17 protein-coding genes and 1 other annotated feature are annotated in these 19,210 nt (G+C 40.0%); of the genes, 2 read left to right on the top strand and 15 right to left on the bottom strand.

Going from position 1 to position 19,210, the window contains the following annotated elements; all coding sequences use genetic code 11:
* Positions 1 to 15 precede the first annotated feature (15 nt).
* Both N8M16_RS00450 and N8M16_RS00445 read left to right on the top strand, forming a co-directional pair.
* Positions 16 to 2,298, top strand: coding sequence for a Xaa-Pro dipeptidyl-peptidase (locus N8M16_RS00450; RefSeq protein ID WP_261069435.1), 2,283 nt, complete (start codon positions 16 to 18; stop codon positions 2,296 to 2,298).
* 466 nt (positions 2,299 to 2,764) lie between these two features.
* Complete coding sequence (locus N8M16_RS00445; protein ID WP_020902899.1) at positions 2,765 to 3,235, top strand: arginine repressor; 471 nt, start codon at positions 2,765 to 2,767, stop codon at positions 3,233 to 3,235.
* 43 nt (positions 3,236 to 3,278) lie between these two features.
* On the opposite strand, the gene N8M16_RS00440 is transcribed toward N8M16_RS00445, so the two are convergent.
* The 15 genes from N8M16_RS00440 to prsA all read right to left on the bottom strand — a co-directional run bounded on the left by N8M16_RS00440 (position 3,279) and on the right by prsA (position 19,187).
* Positions 3,279 to 3,437 carry a hypothetical protein gene (locus N8M16_RS00440; RefSeq protein ID WP_001808548.1) on the bottom strand — a complete coding sequence of 53 codons (159 nt, stop codon included), beginning with the start codon at positions 3,435 to 3,437 and terminating at the stop codon, positions 3,279 to 3,281.
* 9 nt (positions 3,438 to 3,446) lie between these two features.
* Positions 3,447 to 4,757 (bottom strand): GTPase ObgE, encoded by a 1,311-nt coding sequence (gene obgE, locus N8M16_RS00435; protein WP_004248745.1) that lies wholly within the window; start codon positions 4,755 to 4,757, stop codon positions 3,447 to 3,449.
* A gap of 64 nt (positions 4,758 to 4,821) precedes the next feature.
* Positions 4,822 to 4,956, bottom strand: a complete 135-nt coding sequence (locus N8M16_RS00430; protein ID WP_000863852.1) for a DUF4044 domain-containing protein — start codon at positions 4,954 to 4,956, stop codon at positions 4,822 to 4,824.
* A 58-nt stretch (positions 4,957 to 5,014) separates the two neighbouring features.
* Positions 5,015 to 5,206, bottom strand: coding sequence for a PspC domain-containing protein (locus N8M16_RS00425; protein WP_261069434.1), 192 nt, complete (start codon positions 5,204 to 5,206; stop codon positions 5,015 to 5,017).
* Positions 5,207 to 5,220: 14 nt separating this feature from the next.
* Positions 5,221 to 6,546, bottom strand: coding sequence for a glycosyltransferase family 4 protein (locus tag N8M16_RS00420; protein WP_261069433.1), 1,326 nt, complete (start codon positions 6,544 to 6,546; stop codon positions 5,221 to 5,223).
* A gap of 15 nt (positions 6,547 to 6,561) precedes the next feature.
* Positions 6,562 to 7,605: an alpha-galactosylglucosyldiacylglycerol synthase gene (gene cpoA / locus N8M16_RS00415; RefSeq protein WP_261069432.1), complete on the bottom strand. Its 1,044-nt coding sequence runs from the start codon at positions 7,603 to 7,605 to the stop codon at positions 6,562 to 6,564.
* A 115-nt stretch (positions 7,606 to 7,720) separates the two neighbouring features.
* Positions 7,721 to 8,050, bottom strand: a complete 330-nt coding sequence (locus tag N8M16_RS00410) for a metal-sulfur cluster assembly factor (protein ID WP_000331925.1) — start codon at positions 8,048 to 8,050, stop codon at positions 7,721 to 7,723.
* A gap of 14 nt (positions 8,051 to 8,064) precedes the next feature.
* Positions 8,065 to 9,174 carry an RNA polymerase sigma factor RpoD gene (gene rpoD, locus N8M16_RS00405; protein WP_004259586.1) on the bottom strand — a complete coding sequence of 370 codons (1,110 nt, stop codon included), beginning with the start codon at positions 9,172 to 9,174 and terminating at the stop codon, positions 8,065 to 8,067.
* A gap of 2 nt (positions 9,175 to 9,176) precedes the next feature.
* Positions 9,177 to 10,937 (bottom strand): DNA primase, encoded by a 1,761-nt coding sequence (gene dnaG, locus N8M16_RS00400; protein WP_261069431.1) that lies wholly within the window; start codon positions 10,935 to 10,937, stop codon positions 9,177 to 9,179.
* Positions 10,938 to 11,026: 89 nt separating this feature from the next.
* Positions 11,027 to 11,785 (bottom strand): ABC transporter ATP-binding protein, encoded by a 759-nt coding sequence (locus N8M16_RS00395; RefSeq protein WP_261011721.1) that lies wholly within the window; start codon positions 11,783 to 11,785, stop codon positions 11,027 to 11,029.
* A complete protein-coding gene (locus tag N8M16_RS00390; protein WP_084863531.1) occupies positions 11,782 to 12,648 on the bottom strand; it encodes an ABC transporter permease in 867 nt (288 codons plus the stop codon). The genes N8M16_RS00395 and N8M16_RS00390 overlap by 4 nt, the downstream gene beginning before the upstream one ends.
* Before the next feature lie 75 nt (positions 12,649 to 12,723).
* Positions 12,724 to 13,719: a tryptophan ABC transporter substrate-binding protein gene (gene trpX, locus N8M16_RS00385; protein ID WP_004259575.1), complete on the bottom strand. Its 996-nt coding sequence runs from the start codon at positions 13,717 to 13,719 to the stop codon at positions 12,724 to 12,726.
* A gap of 110 nt (positions 13,720 to 13,829) precedes the next feature.
* Positions 13,830 to 14,047 (bottom strand) — a binding site (T-box leader).
* 96 nt (positions 14,048 to 14,143) lie between these two features.
* Positions 14,144 to 16,840: a phosphoenolpyruvate carboxylase gene (ppc, locus tag N8M16_RS00380; RefSeq protein ID WP_261069430.1), complete on the bottom strand. Its 2,697-nt coding sequence runs from the start codon at positions 16,838 to 16,840 to the stop codon at positions 14,144 to 14,146.
* Between the two features lie 24 nt (positions 16,841 to 16,864).
* Positions 16,865 to 18,088, bottom strand: a complete 1,224-nt coding sequence (gene ftsW, locus N8M16_RS00375) for a cell division peptidoglycan polymerase FtsW (protein ID WP_261069429.1) — start codon at positions 18,086 to 18,088, stop codon at positions 16,865 to 16,867.
* A 160-nt stretch (positions 18,089 to 18,248) separates the two neighbouring features.
* A complete protein-coding gene (gene prsA / locus N8M16_RS00370; RefSeq protein ID WP_004254642.1) occupies positions 18,249 to 19,187 on the bottom strand; it encodes a peptidylprolyl isomerase PrsA in 939 nt (312 codons plus the stop codon).
* Positions 19,188 to 19,210 lie beyond the last annotated feature (23 nt).

The raw sequence follows: 19,210 nt of genomic DNA, 5'->3' as shown, positions 1-19,210 counted from the left end.
TTTACTGGAGGTTTTATGCGTTTTAATCGATTTAGCTATTTAGCGCTACCTAGAGATACAATTATCTTTGAATTAAAAAAGTATGGATTTGATTTACCAGTCAACATCACAAATAAAAAAATGCTTGAAGCGTTTCTTATTCGTTTCTTTTTTAATTATAAAGATAATGCCTATCCTCTATCCAGTTTGGCAGTTGATAAAGAAACTGACTTACTGACTTTTTTTCAGTCAGACAAAGAGTTGACTGCGGATATTTTCTACACTGTGGCCTTTCAACTTTTAGGCTTTTCTTATTTTGTTGACTTCGAAGACAGTGATATTTTTCGTAAAGAGACTGGTTTTCCTATTGGGTATGGTGACTTGATTGAAAATCTCTATCAGTTACTTAATACTCGCACCAAAAAGGGAAATACTCTTATCGACCAACTTGTTAGCGACGGTCTTATTCCTGAGGATAATGACTACCACTACTTTAACGGCAAGAGTTTGGCTACTTTTTCTAGCCATGATGTGATTCGAGAAGTCGTTTACGTTGAGTCTCGTGTCGATACTGACCACAAAGGGCTTCCAGACCTAGTTAAGGTCAGCATTATTCGTCCTCGTTATGAGGGACAAATCCCTGCTATCATGACGGCCAGTCCTTATCATCAGGGAACCAATGACAAGGCAAGCGATAAGGCTCTCTACAAGATGGAGGGTGACCTTGAGGTCAAACCTGCTCACAAGATTGAGCTAGAAGAACCTCAACTAAATCTCGTCCAACCTCATGGCCAAGCTGAGCTTGTGTCAGAAGCTGAGGAAAAGCTAACGCACATCAATGCTAGCTATACTCTCAACGACTACTTCCTTCCACGAGGTTTTGCTAATCTATATGTTTCAGGTGTTGGGACCAAAGACTCCACAGGTTTCATGACTAATGGAGACTACCAGCAAGTCGAGGCTTATAAAAATGTCATCGATTGGCTCAATGGTCGTTGCCGCGCCTTTACCGACCACACGCGCCAGCGTCAAGTCAAGGCAGATTGGTCAAATGGAAAAGTAGCCACAACGGGACTTTCCTATTTAGGAACCATGTCCAATGGTCTATCGACTACAGGTGTCGATGGTTTAGAAGTTATCATTGCTGAAGCAGGTATTTCTTCATGGTACAACTACTACCGTGAAAACGGTCTGGTAACTAGCCCAGGTGGTTATCCAGGTGAGGACTTTGATTCCCTTGCTGAGTTAACCTATTCTCGTAATCTCTTAGCTGGCGACTATATCCGTGGCAATGAGGCTCACCAAGCTGACTTAGAAAAAGTAAAAGAACAATTAGACCGAAAATCTGGCGACTACAATCAGTTTTGGCATGACCGCAACTATCTGCTCAATGCTGACAAAGTAAAAGCAGAGGTTGTCTTTACCCACGGTTCTCAGGATTGGAATGTCAAACCGCTTCATGTTTACCAGATGTTCCATGCGCTTCCTACTCATATAAATAAGCATCTCTTTTTCCACAATGGCGCCCATGTGTACATGAACAATTGGCAGTCCATTGACTTCCGTGAATCCATGAACGCCTTATTGACTAAGAAATTACTGGGAGAAGATACAGATTTCCAACTTCCAACTGTTATCTGGCAGGATAATACCGCTCCTCAGACTTGGTTACCACTTGATACCTTCTGTGAGCAAGAGAAGTTTGAAACCTTCTCACTTGGTCAAGAAGAGCAAGTTATTCAAAACCAGTACTCAGATAAAGATTTTGAGCGTTATGGTAAGACATACCAGACCTTCAATACAGAACTTTATCAAGGGAAAGTCAATCAGATTACTATTGACCTTCCTGTAACTAAAGACATTCACTTGAACGGTCGAGCTCAACTCAATCTTCGTATCAAATCCAGTACAAACAAGGGTCTCTTATCAGCCCAACTACTGGAACATGGACAAAAGAAATACCTACAACCTTATCCAGCTGTTTTAAGTGCTAGAACCATTGACAACGGTCGCTACCACATGTTGGAAAATCTTAACGAATTGCCTTTTCGTGAAAATGCACATCGCGTCGTGACAAAAGGCTACCTCAATTTGCAAAATAGAAATGATTTACTGTTAGTAGAGGATATTAAGGCAGATGAATGGATGGATATCCAGTTTGAACTGCAACCAACTATTTACAAGTTAAAAGAAGGAGATACTCTTCGTTTAGTCCTCTATACTACTGACTTTGAAATCACCATCCGTGACAATACTGACTACCACCTGACTGTCGATCTTGAACAGTCTACACTTCTCTTACCTTGTCAAAAGGTATGATATCAGACTTTCAATATGGAAGATTTCCACTTAAACAGTTGAAACAAACATAAACTTGGTATCAAATGCAATCCCGATATAGGCTTATGATAGGTCTACACGGAAGCTTTGACAAAAGATACTAAAACCCTAACCAACATGTGTACTCATTAATAATACTCGCTACCACACCACATGTTGAAAAATCTTTGTGAATTAACATTAATCATAAATTCACAATAAGTCGTGACAAAAGGCTACCCTAATTGAATGATTTACTGTTAGTAGAGGACACCAATGTAGATAAACGGATAGATACCCAATTCATCTACACTCAACTAGTGACAAGTTAAAAGAGTGGGATTTTCTCCATTTAGTCCTATACTACTGACTTTGAAATCATCATACGTGACAATACCGCTTACCACCCGACTGACGATTTCGTTCCGTCCACGCTTTCTGTACCCAGTACAAGGAGTAACATTTTATGAATAAATCTGAACACCGACACCAACTCATACGAGCTCTTGTAACGAAAAACAAGATTCATACTCAAGCTGAGCTACAAGCTCTTCTTGCCGATAATGATATTCAAGTTACACAAGCTACACTTTCGAGAGATATTAAAAGTATGAACCTCTCAAAAGTACGTGAAGAAGACAACTCTTACTACGTGCTCAATACAGGCTCTATCTCAAAATGGGAGAAACGTCTCGAAATCTACATGGAAGATGCTCTTGTCTTGATGCGTCCCGTTCAACACCAAGTCCTCCTTAAAACCCTTCCTGGACTTGCGCAATCCTTTGGTTCTATCATTGATGCATTAAGTTTCTCTGACGCTATCGCTACTCTCTGTGGTGATGATGTCTGCCTTGTCATCTGCGAAGATGCAGAAGCTGCTCAAAGATGCTTTGAAGAACTGAAAAAATTCGCTCCACCATTTTTCTTTGAAGAATAAGAAAATTCCGTGTCTGATGTGGCACGGAATTTTCTTATATTCTTTACTGAGATGGATTTTCTTTTTTAGTTCGTGCTAATCTCAGGGCACGATTTGGATTGAGACGATTAAATAGTTCTTCCAATTTCTTTTCATTCCAAACATCTGCGGCAGAAACGAAATTACCATCCGCATCTCGGAAAGATATCGGTTTATCTCCCATATCAGTCTCCTAGTCTACAAATTCAAACTCAAATTTACCAATGCGGACCAAATCCCCATCTTTAGCACCACGCGCACGAAGGGCTTCATCAACCCCCATACCACGAAGCTGGCGAGCAAATTTCATGACTGATTCGTCACGATCAAAGTTGGTCATATTAAAGAGTTTCATGAGTTTTTCACCAGAAAGTACCCATGTTGCATCGTCATCACGACTAATTTCAAAGGCTTTTTCTTCCTCATCAAATCCATAGTAGGCTTCTTCTTCCATATCTGACTCGTCGTAGAGCAAGAATTCTGGTGTCTTGTCTAGCAATTCAGCTGTAGCATCCAAAAGCGTAGCCAAACCTTGCTTGGTCAATCCAGAAATTGGGAAAATAGCTGGTAACTCTTCAAATTCATCGTAGTTTTCAGCCAATTTTTTCTTGAATTCTTTAAGATTTTCTTGACTCTCAGGCATATCCATCTTATTGGCTACGATAATCTGTGGACGCTCCATCAAACGGAGATTGTATGACTCTAGCTCTTTATTGATAGCAAGATAATCCTCATATGGATCACGCCCTTCACTAGCTGACATATCAATGATGTGAAGGATGACACGGGTACGCTCGATGTGACGGAGGAACTGAGTTCCCAGACCGACTCCCTGACTAGCTCCTTCAATCAAACCTGGTAGATCAGCTACTGCAAAGGATTCACCTGATTGGGTACGAACCATTCCTAGATTTGGCACAATTGTCGTAAAGTGGTAGGCACCAATTTTAGGCTTAGCTGAGGTGATAACACTTAAAAGTGTTGATTTCCCAACAGAGGGGAAGCCTACTAAACCAACATCTGCCAAGATTTTTAATTCCAATTGTAACTCACGTTCCTGACCTGGTTCTCCATTTTCAGAGATTTCCGGTGCAGGATTTTTTGGTGTTGCAAAGCGGATATTTCCACGTCCACCACGACCACCGTGGGCAACGATAAATTCTTGACCGTGTTCAATCAAATCTGTCAAGACCTTGCCTGTCTCAGCATCACGCACAGTCGTACCTTGTGGCACTCGAACTCTAAGGTCCTCAGCACCACGACCATGCATCCCTTTGGTCATTCCTTTCTCACCAGAATCAGCCTTGAAATGGCGATTATAGCGGAAATCCATGAGAGTACGTAGACCTTCGTCTACAACGAAGACTACATTACCTCCACGACCACCGTCACCACCCCAAGGACCGCCATTAGGGACATATTTTTCACGGCGAAAGGCAACCATACCATCGCCACCATTACCAGCCTTGACCTTGATCTTGGCTGTATCTAAAAACATACTCATTTTTTTCTTCTCACTTTAAAAAAGGGCTGGGAAATCCCAGTCACAAAATTTTCTTGAATCTATTTTATAGATTACTGAGGGCACCAATTGCAGTTGCAAAAATACCCAAAATACTTGCTACTAACATGATAAGTACGATAAGCAAGGTTAATTTCTCAAACATCGTTTTTTTACGTTTTCCATTATCTCCAAATGCCATTTTTCTCTCCTTCGTTACATTCTATTTTCTATTATCTTAGCATGAATTTAGCTAGTTTTCAATAGTCACTTGATACTGGTGCAATAATCCATAAAATGATATAAGCTACAATTCCTGCCCCATAACAAAATGCAAGAACACCCCATATTACACGAACAATAGTAGGATCCATATCAAAATAATTTGCGACCCCAGCACATACTCCAGCAATTTTTTGATCACTACCACTTCTCATCAATTGTTTTTTCATAGCTATTCCTCTTTCTATTCTTCATGGTCTCTCCAATAATCTCTGATGCTGATTAACTGTGTTTTTGAAGCCCTCAGCATTCGTCTAGAGCCTTTTACAGGCACAGCAACCACCTGTTGCGGTAAATACAAAACTGTCTTAAAGATACGCTGGCTGACCGTATCATCTTTGGCTAAATCTTTCTGGAAATTATTTGAAATAATAGCATCAAGATAAAACTCATGCACCCGTTTTCCAAAATTCTCAGCTGAAATCTCATATAATTTCTCTGATAAGGTATGCTCATCCATATCTGGCGTTGCAATCAGGGCCTCCAGAATAGCTCCAGCCAAATCATGTTCACCGTAATACAAGGTTCCAAACATTTTATCACTGATAAGATTGTCCAGATAAGGATTTCCATGTGCAATGACAGGTGTTCCACTGGCTAAGCTTTCCAAGTAGGTCAAGCCTTGCGTTTCACTTGTCGATGCCGAGATGAAGAAATCCGCCGCCTTATAGTAAAGAGCTGTCTCACTAGGAGCAATCATCCCTGTAAAGACAACAGAGTCTTGAATCTCTAGTTTCTGGGCTTGCTCTTTGAGGTCATCCAGATAAGGACCATCCCCAGCTACCACCAGTTTGACCTTGTTTTCTTCTTTCAGAACTTCTGCAAAAGCTGCTAAAACTGCTTGAATATTTTTTTCATAGGAAATTCTGGAAAGACTCAGCAACATCTGTTCATCATCTTGAATCCCTAATTTACTACGTAGTTCTTTCAAATTTTCCTTCTTGATTTCCGGACGCTCAAACTTAGCTAATTCAATCCCAGTTGGAATGACTCGTTTTTCAACCTTAACCTTATAGTCAGATAGCAAGTCTCGGACAATCTCGCTCGGGCAAATGACTCCATCCACATCATGCAGGAAACCTCTGACCAGATACTTGACCATACTAGGACGAATCAGCAAACCCTTGGCAATATAATGCACATAGTCTTCATACTGGGTGTGATAGGTATGGATGACTGGAATCTTCAATTCACGCGCAATCCAAATCCCCAACAAGCCAAGAGAAAATTCTGTCTGAGTATGGATAATGTCTAGCTGATACTGCTTGGCAATTTCAAGCGCCTTGCTAAAACCTCGGTAGGCAAAGCGGCGATCCTTAAAAGCAAAGAAAGGAACACTTGGAATGCGGATAATTTGCCAATCTTCATAACGATTGACATCCTTATCTGTCGTCGTAAAGATAAAAACAGCATGTCCCTGCTTTTCAAGTTCGGTTTTCAAGGTTCGAATACTGGTCGCAACACCTGAAACCTGAGGAAAATAGGTATCTGTAAATAAACCAATTCGCATAGATTACCTCACTTTTTACTTTCTCCCTAAAGCGGCTTGTTTCTCATAAAAATCCAACCAGATTTGTAACAGATGCTCTTCAGAATACTCTCTAGAAATATTCTTAGCCTTTTCTTTGAGGTCTTTTAAGGCAGCAGGATTTGCTTGATATTCCAGAATAGCTTCTTTCATCTCTTCTCTATCTGCTGTCGCCCGATAATTTCCCTCCAAAATCACCTTATAAAGATCCAAATCACGCAACATAATAGGAGCTTCACAACTAGCAGCTTCTAGGATAGTCATAGGAAAGAGTTCATTGTAACTAGGCAACAAGAAAAGGTCCGCTAGGGCATACAATTCGCGCATCCGTTCGGGTGGCACAATACCTGGAAAAATCAAATTTTTAGGGGGATTCTCCATAATTTTCTTGTAGCGCTCATAACCATCTGTCATGCCACCAAAAGAGAAACCACCGGCCCAGATAAAGGTAATCTGAGGCAATTCCTCAGCCAGACGGATAAAATCATCAATCCCTTTGCGTTTCTGAACTTGACCAGCACCTACTACGATAAACTGATTGTCACTAAGACCTAGCTCTGTACGCAGTCTCGCTACCTCTTCCTGTGGAAGAGGATGCCATTTTTCCTTGTTGACAAAGTTAGGAATATAGGTCACTTTTTCACGTGGAATACCAGCTGCCACCAAATCCTCGATAAACATAGGATTGACCACAACCAAGTGCTCCATCCGGTTGTAAAAAGAAAATACATAGCGTTTCACAATTCCCTTTAAGAAAAATGGAATTTTCAAACTCCCCTCAAGTGTATCAGGCAAGAAATGTACATAGCCAATTTTCCTTCCTGAGCGTTTCTTTTGGAATGTTGATAAATAATAGGGGAAATCAATTGTATGAAAGTGAGTCACATCTGCCTCGATTGGAAGATTTTCTGTAACAATCAATTGGTCCTTGGCATCACGGTGAAGAAGACGAACTAATTCACGGTAGGCACCTGAAACTCCTTGTCCTGCTACTTTCTCACTTGAACTCAACATATTGATGCGTAATTTCTTTTTTTCCATAGCTACTATTATATCATTTTCTTTGAATAAAATCAGCAAAAGAAAGGAGAGACTAGAGGAAAAGAAGAGGAAATTTCCTCGCTTTTCCAATAATCTCTCACATGCTTTTATTTGTTTACTTAATGCCTAGGGCAATGCGTGCATAGCGACTCATTTTTTCAACAGTCCAGGCTGGATACCAAACTAATTTAACCTCAGTATCCGTTACTTCTGGCACCTCTGTCATGGCATCATAAATCTGATCCGTCAAAAGGTCTGCCAGGGGACAACCCATGGTTGTCAACGTCATATCAATCTCTGTTTGCCCTGTGTCGCCGTCAAAACGAATCTCATAGATCAAACCAAGATTGACAATATCGATTCCCAACTCAGGGTCAATAACTTCTTCCAAGGCTGATAAAATTCGTGTTTTGATGTTTTCAATTTGCTCTTCTGTATAAGCCATATTCATCCTCACTCTTAGTCTTCAATAAAATCACGAAGCGGTTTGCTGCGACTTGGTTGGCGTAGTTTTCTCAAAGCTTTAGCTTCAATCTGACGGATACGCTCGCGAGTCACGTTAAAGACTTTACCCACATCTTCAAGGGTACGCATTTTTCCATCATCTAATCCAAAACGTAGACGCAAAACATTTTCTTCACGGTCTGTAAGAGTATCTAAGACCTCATCCAACTGCTCACGCAAGACGATACGAGTTGTATAATCCACTGGATTTTCAATCACTTCATCTTCGATAAAGTCCCCAAGGTGGCTATCATCCTCTTCACCGATAGGAGTTTCAAGGGATACCGGTTCTTGGGCAATCTTCAAGATTTCACGAACCTTATCAGGTGTCATATCCATTCGTTCAGCAATCTGTTCTGGTGTTGGATCTTGTCCCAATTCTTGAAGGAGATTACGTTGTTCACGAACAAGCTTGTTAATCGTTTCAACCATGTGGACTGGGATACGAATAGTACGAGCTTGATCCGCAATAGCACGAGTGATAGCCTGACGAATCCACCAAGTTGCATAAGTTGAGAACTTGAACCCTTTAGAATAGTCAAACTTGTCAACCGCCTTCATCAAGCCCATGTTCCCTTCTTGAATCAAGTCAAGGAACTGCATACCACGGCCGACATAGCGTTTGGCAATAGAAACAACCAAACGAAGGTTGGCTTCCGCAAGGCGTTGTTTAGCTTCGATGTCACCCGCTTCAACAGCCAGTGCTAACTCTTTTTCCTCTTCATTGGTCAAGAGAGGAACGACTCCGATTTCTTTCAAGTACATACGGACAGGGTCGTTGACCTTAGCCGAAGTCGACCCAATCAAGTCCTCATCGCTGAGTTCTGGCTCTTCTTCTGCACTAAGAACACGCGCACTTGGATTTCCTTCGTTATCTGTGATAGAAATTCCTGCATCTTGAATCCGTTGCAAGAGATCTTCAATCCCATCAGCATCCAAGGTAAAAGGAATCACCAGACTAGCATTGATTTCATCATCAGTTGCTGTCCCTTTTTGTTTATGATTACGGATAAATTCTGCTACTTGTACATCAAATGTTGTTACTTCTTTTTGTTTTGTTGCCATTATTACTCCATTCTTCTCTTTTGGGAAATTAAACGTTCCAATTCTTCTAGGGCTGTGTCGGTATCTCCTACATGGCTAGCTTCCTGCACCTTCTTTTTGATTCTCATATTGTCCTGATTCAAGAGAGCCTTGTTTCGAGTCATTTCTACTTCACTTAGTTCCTGCGGAGACATCTCAGCAGGTAAATCCTGAGCTAAGACTTGGTACCAAGCTCTTTCAACTTCCTCTGTCTGTTCTGCTAGAACTTCTGGAGGAAGATTGCCATACTGACCAAGCAAGTCATATAAGACCTGAAATTCAAGTGTGTCAAATGCAAAGTCTTCTCGCAAGCGGTAATCGTTCAAAATAAGGGGGGATTCCACCATTCGATAAAGTAGATGGGCTTCCGCCCTCATAATAGCCGATAACTGCTTGGTGACAGGCATGGTGATTGGCGTCGGTCTGGAAATTCCTTCCATACGATTCTGCCTTTGCGCCTGACGACTCTCATTAACAATCTGCTCAATCTGGGCATAATCAAAGGATGCCAGACTGTCAGCTAAAATATGTATATAGCTGTTTTGAGCAGTGATAGACTTTTCTTGAATAATCAGGGGAGCTATTTTTTCAATAAACTCAATCTGAGCCTGCAGATTTTCACTATTTTCAGGCTTATACTGATGAATGTAGAACTCAATCGGACTAATACGAGTTTTCATTAACAGATAGGCCAAGTCTTCTGATCCATTTTTTTGTAGATACTCATCTGGATCCAAGTTATCAGGCATGCTGACGATCTGCACAGGCATATCACCAATTTCGTCCAGCGCTTTCAATGTCGCAGCTTGCCCAGCCTTATCGCCATCGTAAACAAGAACCAACTTCTTGGTTAGCCTTTTCAGATGCTCAACATGCTCACGACTCAAGGCTGTTCCCATAGATGCGACAGCATTTTCGATTCCAGCCCGATAGGCTGCAATGACATCCATGAACCCTTCCATCAGGTAAATCTCACTGGTTTTACCAGAAGATTTTTTTGCCCTATCCATATGATATAATTCGTAACTTTTGTTAAAAATTGCAGTCGATCGGCTATTTTTATACTTAGAAGTTTGTGAATCCGTTTTCTGCCAGATACGACCTGAGAAGGCAATGACCTTTCCCTGGTCATTTGTCAGAGGAAACATAATCCGATTGTGAAAGGTATCTACAAATTGATTAGCCTCCGATAGATAAAACAGTCCCGAATCCAAAAAATCCTCTTCACGATACTGGCCAGACAAACGTTGATACAGATAGTTGCGTTCTGGAGGTGCCAAACCAATCCGAAAATGTTTAAGCACTTCATCTGTCAAACCACGCTGATAAAGGTAGTTTCTGGCCTCCTCCCCCATGGTCGTTGTCATGAGAATAGCATGATAAAATTTGGCAGCATCTTCGTGCATATCATAAAGAGCTTGGTGGGGTGAAGCTGGCTTCTGTTCACTATAAAGCGGTTTTTCCACCTCTATCCCGACACGCTGACCTAAGATTTGGACAGCCTCCATAAAGGGAACTCCTTGATACTCCTCGATGAATTTAAAGACATCACCTGAGCGACCACAACCAAAACAGTGGTAAAACTGCTTATCCTCAACAACGTTGAAAGAAGGTGTTTTTTCACCATGAAAAGGACAGAGCCCTAGATAGTTCCGTCCTGCCTTTTGTAAAGAAATCACATCTCCTATGACTTCCACAATGTTGGCATTGTTTTTGATTTCTTCAATGACTTGTTTGTCAACCATACACAATACCTCCATGTTATCATAGTTTACTTTATATAGTATACTTTATTTCAGAAAAAAAGTAAACCATTTCACTCATTTTCCCTACTTTATTCAAAGAGTTGATAATAATCAGAGATTTTCATTTTTGCTTTTTCTTCTTGGTTCAAATCTTGGATAATTCGTCCTTCTTTCATGACAATCAAGCGATTGCCATATTTGAGAGCATCTTCCATATGGTGGGTAATCATAAGGGCTGTCAGCTGGTCTTTCTTGACAAATTCATCCGTCAATTCCATCAAGGCGACACTTGTCTTTGGATCAAGGGCTGCAGTATGCTCGTCTAACAAGAGTAATTCAGGACGCTTCAAGGTTGCCATCAAGAGACTCAAGGCCTGTCTTTGTCCACCTGATAAGAACTCAATCGGTGTATTCAAGTGTTTCTCAAGACCATTTCCTACTTTTTCAATGGTAGCCTGAAATTCATCCTTATAACTAGTCAAGCGTCGTGGTAACAGTCCACGCTTTTCACCACGAAACTTGGCAATCAAAAGATTTTCAGCGACCGTCATACGAGGAGCTGTCCCCATCTTTGGATCTTGGAAGACACGAGACAGATACTTAGCCCGCTTCTCTGGTGAAAACTTGGTAACATCGTCACCTAAAATACGGATGGTTCCACTGGTTAATGACAAGGTTCCTGCAATAGTGTTAAAAAGGGTTGATTTCCCAGCACCATTTCCACCTAAAATCGTGATGAAATCCTGTTCAAAAATTTCTAAGGAAACATCATTTAAAATAATCTTTTCTTCATCAAAGCCATTTTTAACGACTTTGGTTGCATTTTTTAATTCTACAATTGCTGTCATTTACTTAACTTGGCTCCTTTCAAGATTGTTTGCTTAAATGTTGGAATCATGAGGCAGACTGCTAAAATCAAGGCACTGTATAAACGAAGGTAACTTGTATTAAAGCCAAGAGCGATAACTGCCCACACTAAGAATTGATAGGCGATAGAACCCACAACGATGGCAACCAGACGCTCTGCCAAGCTCAAACTCTTGAAAATAACTTCTCCAATTATCAAACTTGCAAGCCCCACAACGATAACTCCAATTCCTCGAGATACATCAGCATAGCCTTCTTGCTGGGCAATGAGAGCTCCTGCAAGGGCAATCACACCATTTGATAAAACCAAGCCCATAAGCTCCATGCGTCCAGTATGAATCCCGAAACTTCTAGCCATATCAGGATTGTCACCTGTAGCAATATAGGCTTGTCCGAGTTTAGTGTCCAAGAAAAAGAGCATGAGAGCAATAACAAGACTGACAAAGATAAGACCTGTCAAGAGTTGATTCAAATCCGAATCAAAAGGCAAAACATCCTGAATTTGCTTGGTTCCAAGCAGGCCTAAATTCGCACGTCCCATAATCAAGAGCATGATAGAGTGACAGGAAGTCATCACCAAAATCCCTGAGAGCAAGGTTGGGATCTTCCCTTTTGTATAAAGAAGTCCTGCTGCCATTCCAGCCAAACAACCTGCTCCTACAGCAACAAGAGTCGCTAAAAATGGGTTCACTCCTTTGGTTATCAAAGTGACAGCAACAGCTCCCCCAAGAGGGAAGGAACCTTCTGTTGTCATATCTGGAAAGTTCAAAATCCTAAATGTCATAAAGATCCCCAGACCTAAAATAGCCCAGACAAATCCTTGAGAAATAATAGATAATATCATCTGTTTCTTAACCTTTTCTATATGATTTCTATTGTAAAAAATTGGAGGAGATGTCCCCAACTCCTCCATTACAGATTATTCAATCACTTGTCCTGCTTCTTTAAGAACAGATTCAGGAATCGTAATACCTAGCTCTTGTGCCAATTTTTTGTTAATTACTGACTTACCAGTTGAAAACACATTGACTGGAGTATCAGCTGGTTTAGCACCTTTCAAAACTTGCGCAATCATTTTACCTGTTGCCACACCAAGGTCATGTTGGTCAACTACAACGGATGCTAAACCACCAGCTTCTACCATTGCAGTTGCACTTGGGTAAATTGGTTTTTTAGCGGATTGATTACTTGAAACAACAGTTGAGAAGGCTGAAGCAATAGTGTTATCAATTGGAACCCAGATAGCATCGACCTTGCTAGTCATAACGTTAACTGTTGAAGCAATTTCATTTGTTGAAGGAACAGCAAATGTTTCGACTGTCAAACCTGCTTTTTCAGCATAAGCCTTAAATTCTTCGACTTGAGTTTTTGAATTGTCTTCGCTGCTTGAGTAAAGAGCTCCGATTGTTTTCACATTTGGTGTGAGAGCTTTGATGAGTTCAACTTGTTGTTGAGCTGGATTGTGGTCAGATACCCCTGTAATGTTGCCACCTGGTTTTTTCAAATCTTTAACCAAGTTAGCACCGATTGGGTCTGTAATAGCAGCCATGATAACAGGTAGGTCTTTTGTGGCGCTTGCCAAACCTTGAGCAGCTGGTGTAGCAATACCAACCACAAGGTCATTCCCATTTGCAACCAACTGTTTGCTCATTGTCGCAACCTTACTTTGGTCACCTTCTGAGTTCATAAAGTCAATTTTCAACTGATCATCTTTATAGCCTTCTTCTGCCAGTCCATCTTGAATCCCTTTATAAATCAAATCAAGAGATGGATGGCTCACAAATTGAAGGACACCAACTTTGGCAACTTTCTTTTCATTTTTAGCTTCTGGTTTATTCATTGAAGAGTAAATCAAGCTTCCTGCTACTAAGACTGCTAATGCAGCGATAATTCCAATTAAACGTTTATTTTTCATTCTATTTCTCCTTTTATTCCTTTAAAATACTTCACTTATCTCAACAAGCTACGCCATCGTTTTCTTTCCATACTAACCTCCATCAAAAAAGTCCTCACACAAAAAACTTGTGTGAGGACGTCGATGCGCGGTACCACCTCAATTATAGGGAATTTCCCTATCGCTCTGTCTCGCAATAACGAGATGCACTGTAAGGTGTGCTCACCGAATTTTTATGATTTCAAATTCTAAATACCATTCAGCCCAATTTTCATCATCACACTTATCTGTTTTCAGCTACCACAGACTCTCTAAAAAGTTTATTATGATTACTTTTCTGAATGGTTAAATTATATCATTTTTCAACTACTTGTCAAGACTCTTTTAGCATTTTTTTGAAAGATTCAAAAACTTCCCCTATAGAAAAGAGGAAGTTTGATAGGCATCAGCCTGAATTACGCAATCCTGTTGCAATTCCGTTGATGGTTGTATGGATTAATTTTTCTTGATCGCTTGATAATTCTCCTCGGCGTTGACGTTTAATCAACTCCAACTGGATATAGTTGAGGATATTAAAGTAAGGCATACGGTAATCCAAACTTGCTTTTAGATATGGATTTTCAGCCAAGAGTTCATCGTAACCTTCAATAGCTAAGATGACTTCCTTGGTAACTTGCCACTCATTTAAAATAGTCTCATAAATTGCTTTTACTTGATCATCTTCGCAAAGTTTGGCATACTCAAAAGCAATATTCATATTTGATTTTGACAAGACCATGTCAACATTTGAAAGAAGTGATTGGAAGAAAGGCCAATTTTGGTACATATCTCGTAGAATAGCGATATTTTCTGGATTCTTATCGATAAATTCTTTGAAACTTGATCCAACCCCATACCAGCCAGGGAACATGACACGGCTTTGTGACCATGAGAAGACCCAAGGGATAGCACGCAATCCACCAATTTCAGTAATCGTCTTACGAGCAGCTGGACGAGAACCAATATTAAAGCTTGAAATAGCCTTGATTGGACTTGACTCAAAGAAATAATCATAGAAATGGTCATTACCAAAGACTAAATCACGGTAGATATCATAACTGCGGTCCACTACCTGATCCATAATAGCTTCATAACGATTGGATGTATTGGTATCGCTCTTCTTCTGCGTAATCATACGGTTAATGGCTGCAGATACTAGCATTTCAAGGTTATAGTAGGCAGCGTCTTTATTACCGTATTTATTGCCAATTACTTCACCCTGCTCCGTCAAACGGATACGGTCCTTGATAGACTTAAGCGGTTGAGAGGTGATGGCTTCATAGGTTGGTCCACCACCACGACCAACAGTACCACCGCGGCCATGGAAGAAGGTAACCTTCACGCCAAATTCATCTCCGATAGCAGTCAATTGTTGTTGAGCCTTGTAGAGAGTCCAACATGATGAAAGGTAACCACCATCTTTATTACTATCAGAGTAGCCAAGCATGATTTCTTGGTAGTTATTGCGCGAAGCAATCCATTTCTTAGCAAGAGGAAGAGAAAGGTATTCTCTCATAGTTTCTTCTGAGTGATCCAAGTCCTCAATTGTCTCAAAGAGAGGAACGATTTGGACACGGGCTCTTTCTTTATCAACTAACCCTACTTCTTTTAGCAAGATAGCCAATTCCAACATGTCTGATACGCTGGTTGCATGTGAAATGATAGTCTGACGAATGACATCATCACCCAACTTATCTTTTAAATTACGAGCAGCCTTAAAGATGGCCAATTCTTTTTCAAGTAACTCTGATTTTTCAACATGAGTAGCAGAAAGAATACGTGGATCTTCTTCTAATTCTTTCAAGAGAAGCTGGCATTTTTCTTCTTCACTTAGTTCGCTATAACGAGAATGAATTCCTGCTGATTTCAAAAGTTCTGCTACACAGGCCTCATGAACACTTGAATCTTGACGCATATCAATAGATGCCAAATAGAAACCAAAAATTTCAACTGCCTGAATCAACTCAACAAAATCACCAGAAATTAGTGCTTCACCCTTGTTTTCCAAGAGGGAATCACGAATGGTAATTAAATCCTTATAAAAATCATTAGCTGTTTCATAGCGAGCCCCAACTTCCTTATCTTCAATCAGATAAGCTTTTGTTGCTTGGATTTTTGATTGAATATCAAACAAGGCACGACGATACAGCTCTTTTTCACGATAAATCGAGTTATCCTTGGATTGACGAGCCATTTCTCTAACTTGCTTGCTTACATTGACGATACTAGTTGAGAGAGAGAATTCACGATAAAGTTGGTAAATCTTTTCATCATAGTAATTCATGATGACTTCACACTGGGTCATAGCAGATTGTTTCAAGGTATCTGCTGTAACAAAAGGATTCCCATCACGGTCTCCACCAATCCACATTCCCATGGTAATTGGTTTAGGATGTTTCAACTCCAAGCCGTGTTTTTTAGCCAGACGCTTGTACTCAGCAGTCAAATGAGGAACTGCCTTCAGGAATGAACTATTGTAGTATTCCATAACATTCGTGATTTCATTGGTCACTTTCAATTTCTTTTCACGAATCATATCTGTCTGCATGATAATCTCAATGTAACGACGGAGATCATTATGCCATTTTTCCTTATTAATCAAACCTAATTTCACATCACGGTACTTACGCAAAAGGGTATGGATATGGTTAGTCAAATCCAACATACTCTTACGTTGCACTTGTGTTGGATGGGCTGTCAAAACAGGGACAACATTCAAGTGTTCTAGAATTTCAACCGCATTTTCTTTTTCTGCAACCATTTTGATCGTTGCTGATAATTTACCAAGATAATCTTGATCGATATTATTTTGATGGTTAATTTCATAGGCCAAATCCACGTCTTCTGAAATATTAATCAAAAGAGGCAAGATAGAGAAATAGCGTGAAATATAAGCCATTTCATCATTTGACAGACTCGTAACCAATTGGTTCAAACCTTGATAATCTTCTTGAGTTGACAATTCTTTCAACTGCATGATTTTTTCAAAAGTCTCTGGGGCAAGCATGTTTTTAGTGATATCTTCTAACAATTCTGTTAAAATCAATACTTCTTCTTGCACGACAGCTTTATTACTATAGTTTTCTAATTTTTGAAGAGACATAGGTAATCCTTTCCACTCTCAGCTCTACATATAGTTTGATGAGTGAGCTTCTAACTCCTCATATAATTGGGCACGTTTTTCACTTGCATCAATATTTAAGACAAAGGCGATGGCTACAGACAAGACTAGGAGACTGTTCCCTCCTTGCGATAAGAAGGGGAAGGTTACTCCTGTCGAGGGAATAATACCAGAAATTCCACCGATATTGACAAAGACCTGTACCAACATCATCCCCCCAACCCCAATCGCCATCATAGAATTAAAGGGATTCTTAGCACGAATTCCTACTAGGATAATTCGCAAAATCAGGAAAAAGACAAGTGCCAAAATCAAACTGGCTCCCACAAATCCAAACTCTTCAATGACAATTGAAAATACAAAGTCTGTATGGGCCTCTGGTAAATAACCACGTTTTTCGATTGAATTTCCTAAGCCTAAACCAAACCATCCACCATTTACCATAGCAAAGTAGGAATTTGCAAGTTGGTGACCAGCTCCTGCCAAATCAGCAAAGGGATTAAAGTAGGCACTGAAACGCTTGGCCACGTAACCAAATACTGGAACTTTTGAAAACTTATCAACCCCAATTACAGAAATAGCTGATAGAGATAGGGCTGAAACTCCAAACAATACACCGATAAAGGCTATAAACCAACGATGAGCAATCCCACTAACTGTATACATAATCAAGGCGACCAGAGCTAGGATAGTAGCATTCCCCAAATCTGGGAAAATAGCCAAACTTCCTATCATTACTAGTAGGACAAAGCGCCAATCATTAAAAGCACGAGGAATCCATTGATTTTGAGTTAAAACTTGAAAATCGTAAATAGCAATTTCATCCTGTTGTTTTGAAAAACGTTGGGCCAAATACCAGACGATGATAATCTTCAAATACTCAGCTGGCTGAATGGTCAACGGTCCTACTGAAATCCAACCATAGGCTCCATTGACTGGCGTACCAATTATCCGAGCCAGAGCCAAAAGAATCAGCTCAACAAACATAACAATAAATAAGAGTCGTTCTTTTCTTAAAAAATTCAGTTTCAGCTTATATATCAAGGCAATCAATATTAAACTAAGTATCCAAAACATTCCCTGACTTCGAACCAATTGGAGGGCACTTTTACCTTCTTCGATAAGAATGGCACTGGTTGTAGAATAAACTACAATCAAGCCCAAAATAGATAAAAGTAAGTAAGGAACTAGAATAGAATAGTTTAATAGGTGCCTCTTACTAATCTTCATAGTATCACCAATCTAATGAGAACAAAAGAAATTATTCCCAAATTCCGTTTATTTTCTAGTTTTGATTGCTATTATACCATTTTTTCCGAAAGAAAAAAACTCTTACCCTTAAGATAGAAGATTTTCTCATAAGAAAAAGAGCACTTGGCTCTTTTCTGTTTTATTCTTTTGAAGAACTGCTTGAGCTTGAATCTCCACCACCGATGTATTGAGTGAAGATATTTTGGAAGGCCTGGTCTTTAACCTTGATATTGGCTGCTTGCAATTCTTTTCCGATAATACTTTGAACAAATGATGCGTCGTTTTGTTTTTGAGTTAAGATAACAGTTTTTAATTTTTCTTTATAGTCATCGATATTAGATGATTTTTCTGTTTTCTTAATCAGTTTAACAATGTAATATTGACTGCTGTAGGCTTGTGTTCCAGTAACGCTAATCACATCAGAAACACCGTTTACATCTAAAGCAAAAGCAGCTTTTTTAACTTGTTCTGGTACTTCTGTTGAAGCAGAATCAAAAGTGATTTCTCCACCATTCGCTTTAGTTTTCTCATCTGTTGAATTATCTTTGGCTAATTGAGCAAAGTCTGCATCACTAGCTTTAGCTTTTTCAAGAATTTCTTTAGCTTTGTCTTCATTGTCCAAACGGATAATTTGAGCAGTCACATCAGGAGTGTATTCGTCAAAGGCCTTCTTGTAAGCATCATCTGTCAATTCAGCTTCTGCTGCTTTCTTAACTGCCAACTCAACCAATTTACTTGTACGAATTTGAGCTTTACGTGTTTCAAGAGTCATTCCTGCTTGCGATAAGACACGTTGGTAGTTCTCACCATATTGTTTCTCTTCTTCGGCAATAGTATCGTTGACTTCTTTGTCATCTACTTCTGAGCCATATTGCTTCTCAAATACTTTTTGGATGGTCATGTTCAACAATACTTGTTGAGCTGAAGGATTGCTTTTCACTTGCTCATAAAATTGATGTTCTGTGATGACATCCCCTTTCATGCTGATAAGATCTGCCCCTTCTGAACCTTTCGAACAAGCTGCTAAAGTTGCTACTGATAATAGTGTAATGGCACCTGCCAATAGTTTTTTCTTCATGTCTACTCCTTTGAGATAAGTGT

The organism is Streptococcus mitis (genome assembly GCF_946188375.1).
In the GTDB taxonomy this organism is placed as follows: domain Bacteria; phylum Bacillota; class Bacilli; order Lactobacillales; family Streptococcaceae; genus Streptococcus; species Streptococcus mitis_CX.
This window is presented reverse-complemented; position numbering and strand designations above follow the sequence as displayed.

Coding starts and splice junctions, on each gene's coding strand:
- N8M16_RS00450 (WP_261069435.1), top strand. CDS start 16: ATGCGTTTTAATCGATTTAGCTATTTAGCGCTACCTAGAGATACAATT.
- N8M16_RS00445 (WP_020902899.1), top strand. CDS start 2,765: ATGAATAAATCTGAACACCGACACCAACTCATACGAGCTCTTGTAACG.
- N8M16_RS00440 (WP_001808548.1), bottom strand. CDS start 3,437: ATGGGAGATAAACCGATATCTTTCCGAGATGCGGATGGTAATTTCGTT.
- obgE (WP_004248745.1), bottom strand. CDS start 4,757: ATGAGTATGTTTTTAGATACAGCCAAGATCAAGGTCAAGGCTGGTAAT.
- N8M16_RS00430 (WP_000863852.1), bottom strand. CDS start 4,956: ATGGCATTTGGAGATAATGGAAAACGTAAAAAAACGATGTTTGAGAAA.
- N8M16_RS00425 (WP_261069434.1), bottom strand. CDS start 5,206: ATGAAAAAACAATTGATGAGAAGTGGTAGTGATCAAAAAATTGCTGGA.
- N8M16_RS00420 (WP_261069433.1), bottom strand. CDS start 6,546: ATGCGAATTGGTTTATTTACAGATACCTATTTTCCTCAGGTTTCAGGT.
- cpoA (WP_261069432.1), bottom strand. CDS start 7,605: ATGGAAAAAAAGAAATTACGCATCAATATGTTGAGTTCAAGTGAGAAA.
- N8M16_RS00410 (WP_000331925.1), bottom strand. CDS start 8,050: ATGGCTTATACAGAAGAGCAAATTGAAAACATCAAAACACGAATTTTA.
- rpoD (WP_004259586.1), bottom strand. CDS start 9,174: ATGGCAACAAAACAAAAAGAAGTAACAACATTTGATGTACAAGTAGCA.
- dnaG (WP_261069431.1), bottom strand. CDS start 10,937: ATGGTTGACAAACAAGTCATTGAAGAAATCAAAAACAATGCCAACATT.
- N8M16_RS00395 (WP_261011721.1), bottom strand. CDS start 11,785: ATGACAGCAATTGTAGAATTAAAAAATGCAACCAAAGTCGTTAAAAAT.
- N8M16_RS00390 (WP_084863531.1), bottom strand. CDS start 12,648: ATGATATTATCTATTATTTCTCAAGGATTTGTCTGGGCTATTTTAGGT.
- trpX (WP_004259575.1), bottom strand. CDS start 13,719: ATGAAAAATAAACGTTTAATTGGAATTATCGCTGCATTAGCAGTCTTA.
- ppc (WP_261069430.1), bottom strand. CDS start 16,840: ATGTCTCTTCAAAAATTAGAAAACTATAGTAATAAAGCTGTCGTGCAA.
- ftsW (WP_261069429.1), bottom strand. CDS start 18,088: ATGAAGATTAGTAAGAGGCACCTATTAAACTATTCTATTCTAGTTCCT.
- prsA (WP_004254642.1), bottom strand. CDS start 19,187: ATGAAGAAAAAACTATTGGCAGGTGCCATTACACTATTATCAGTAGCA.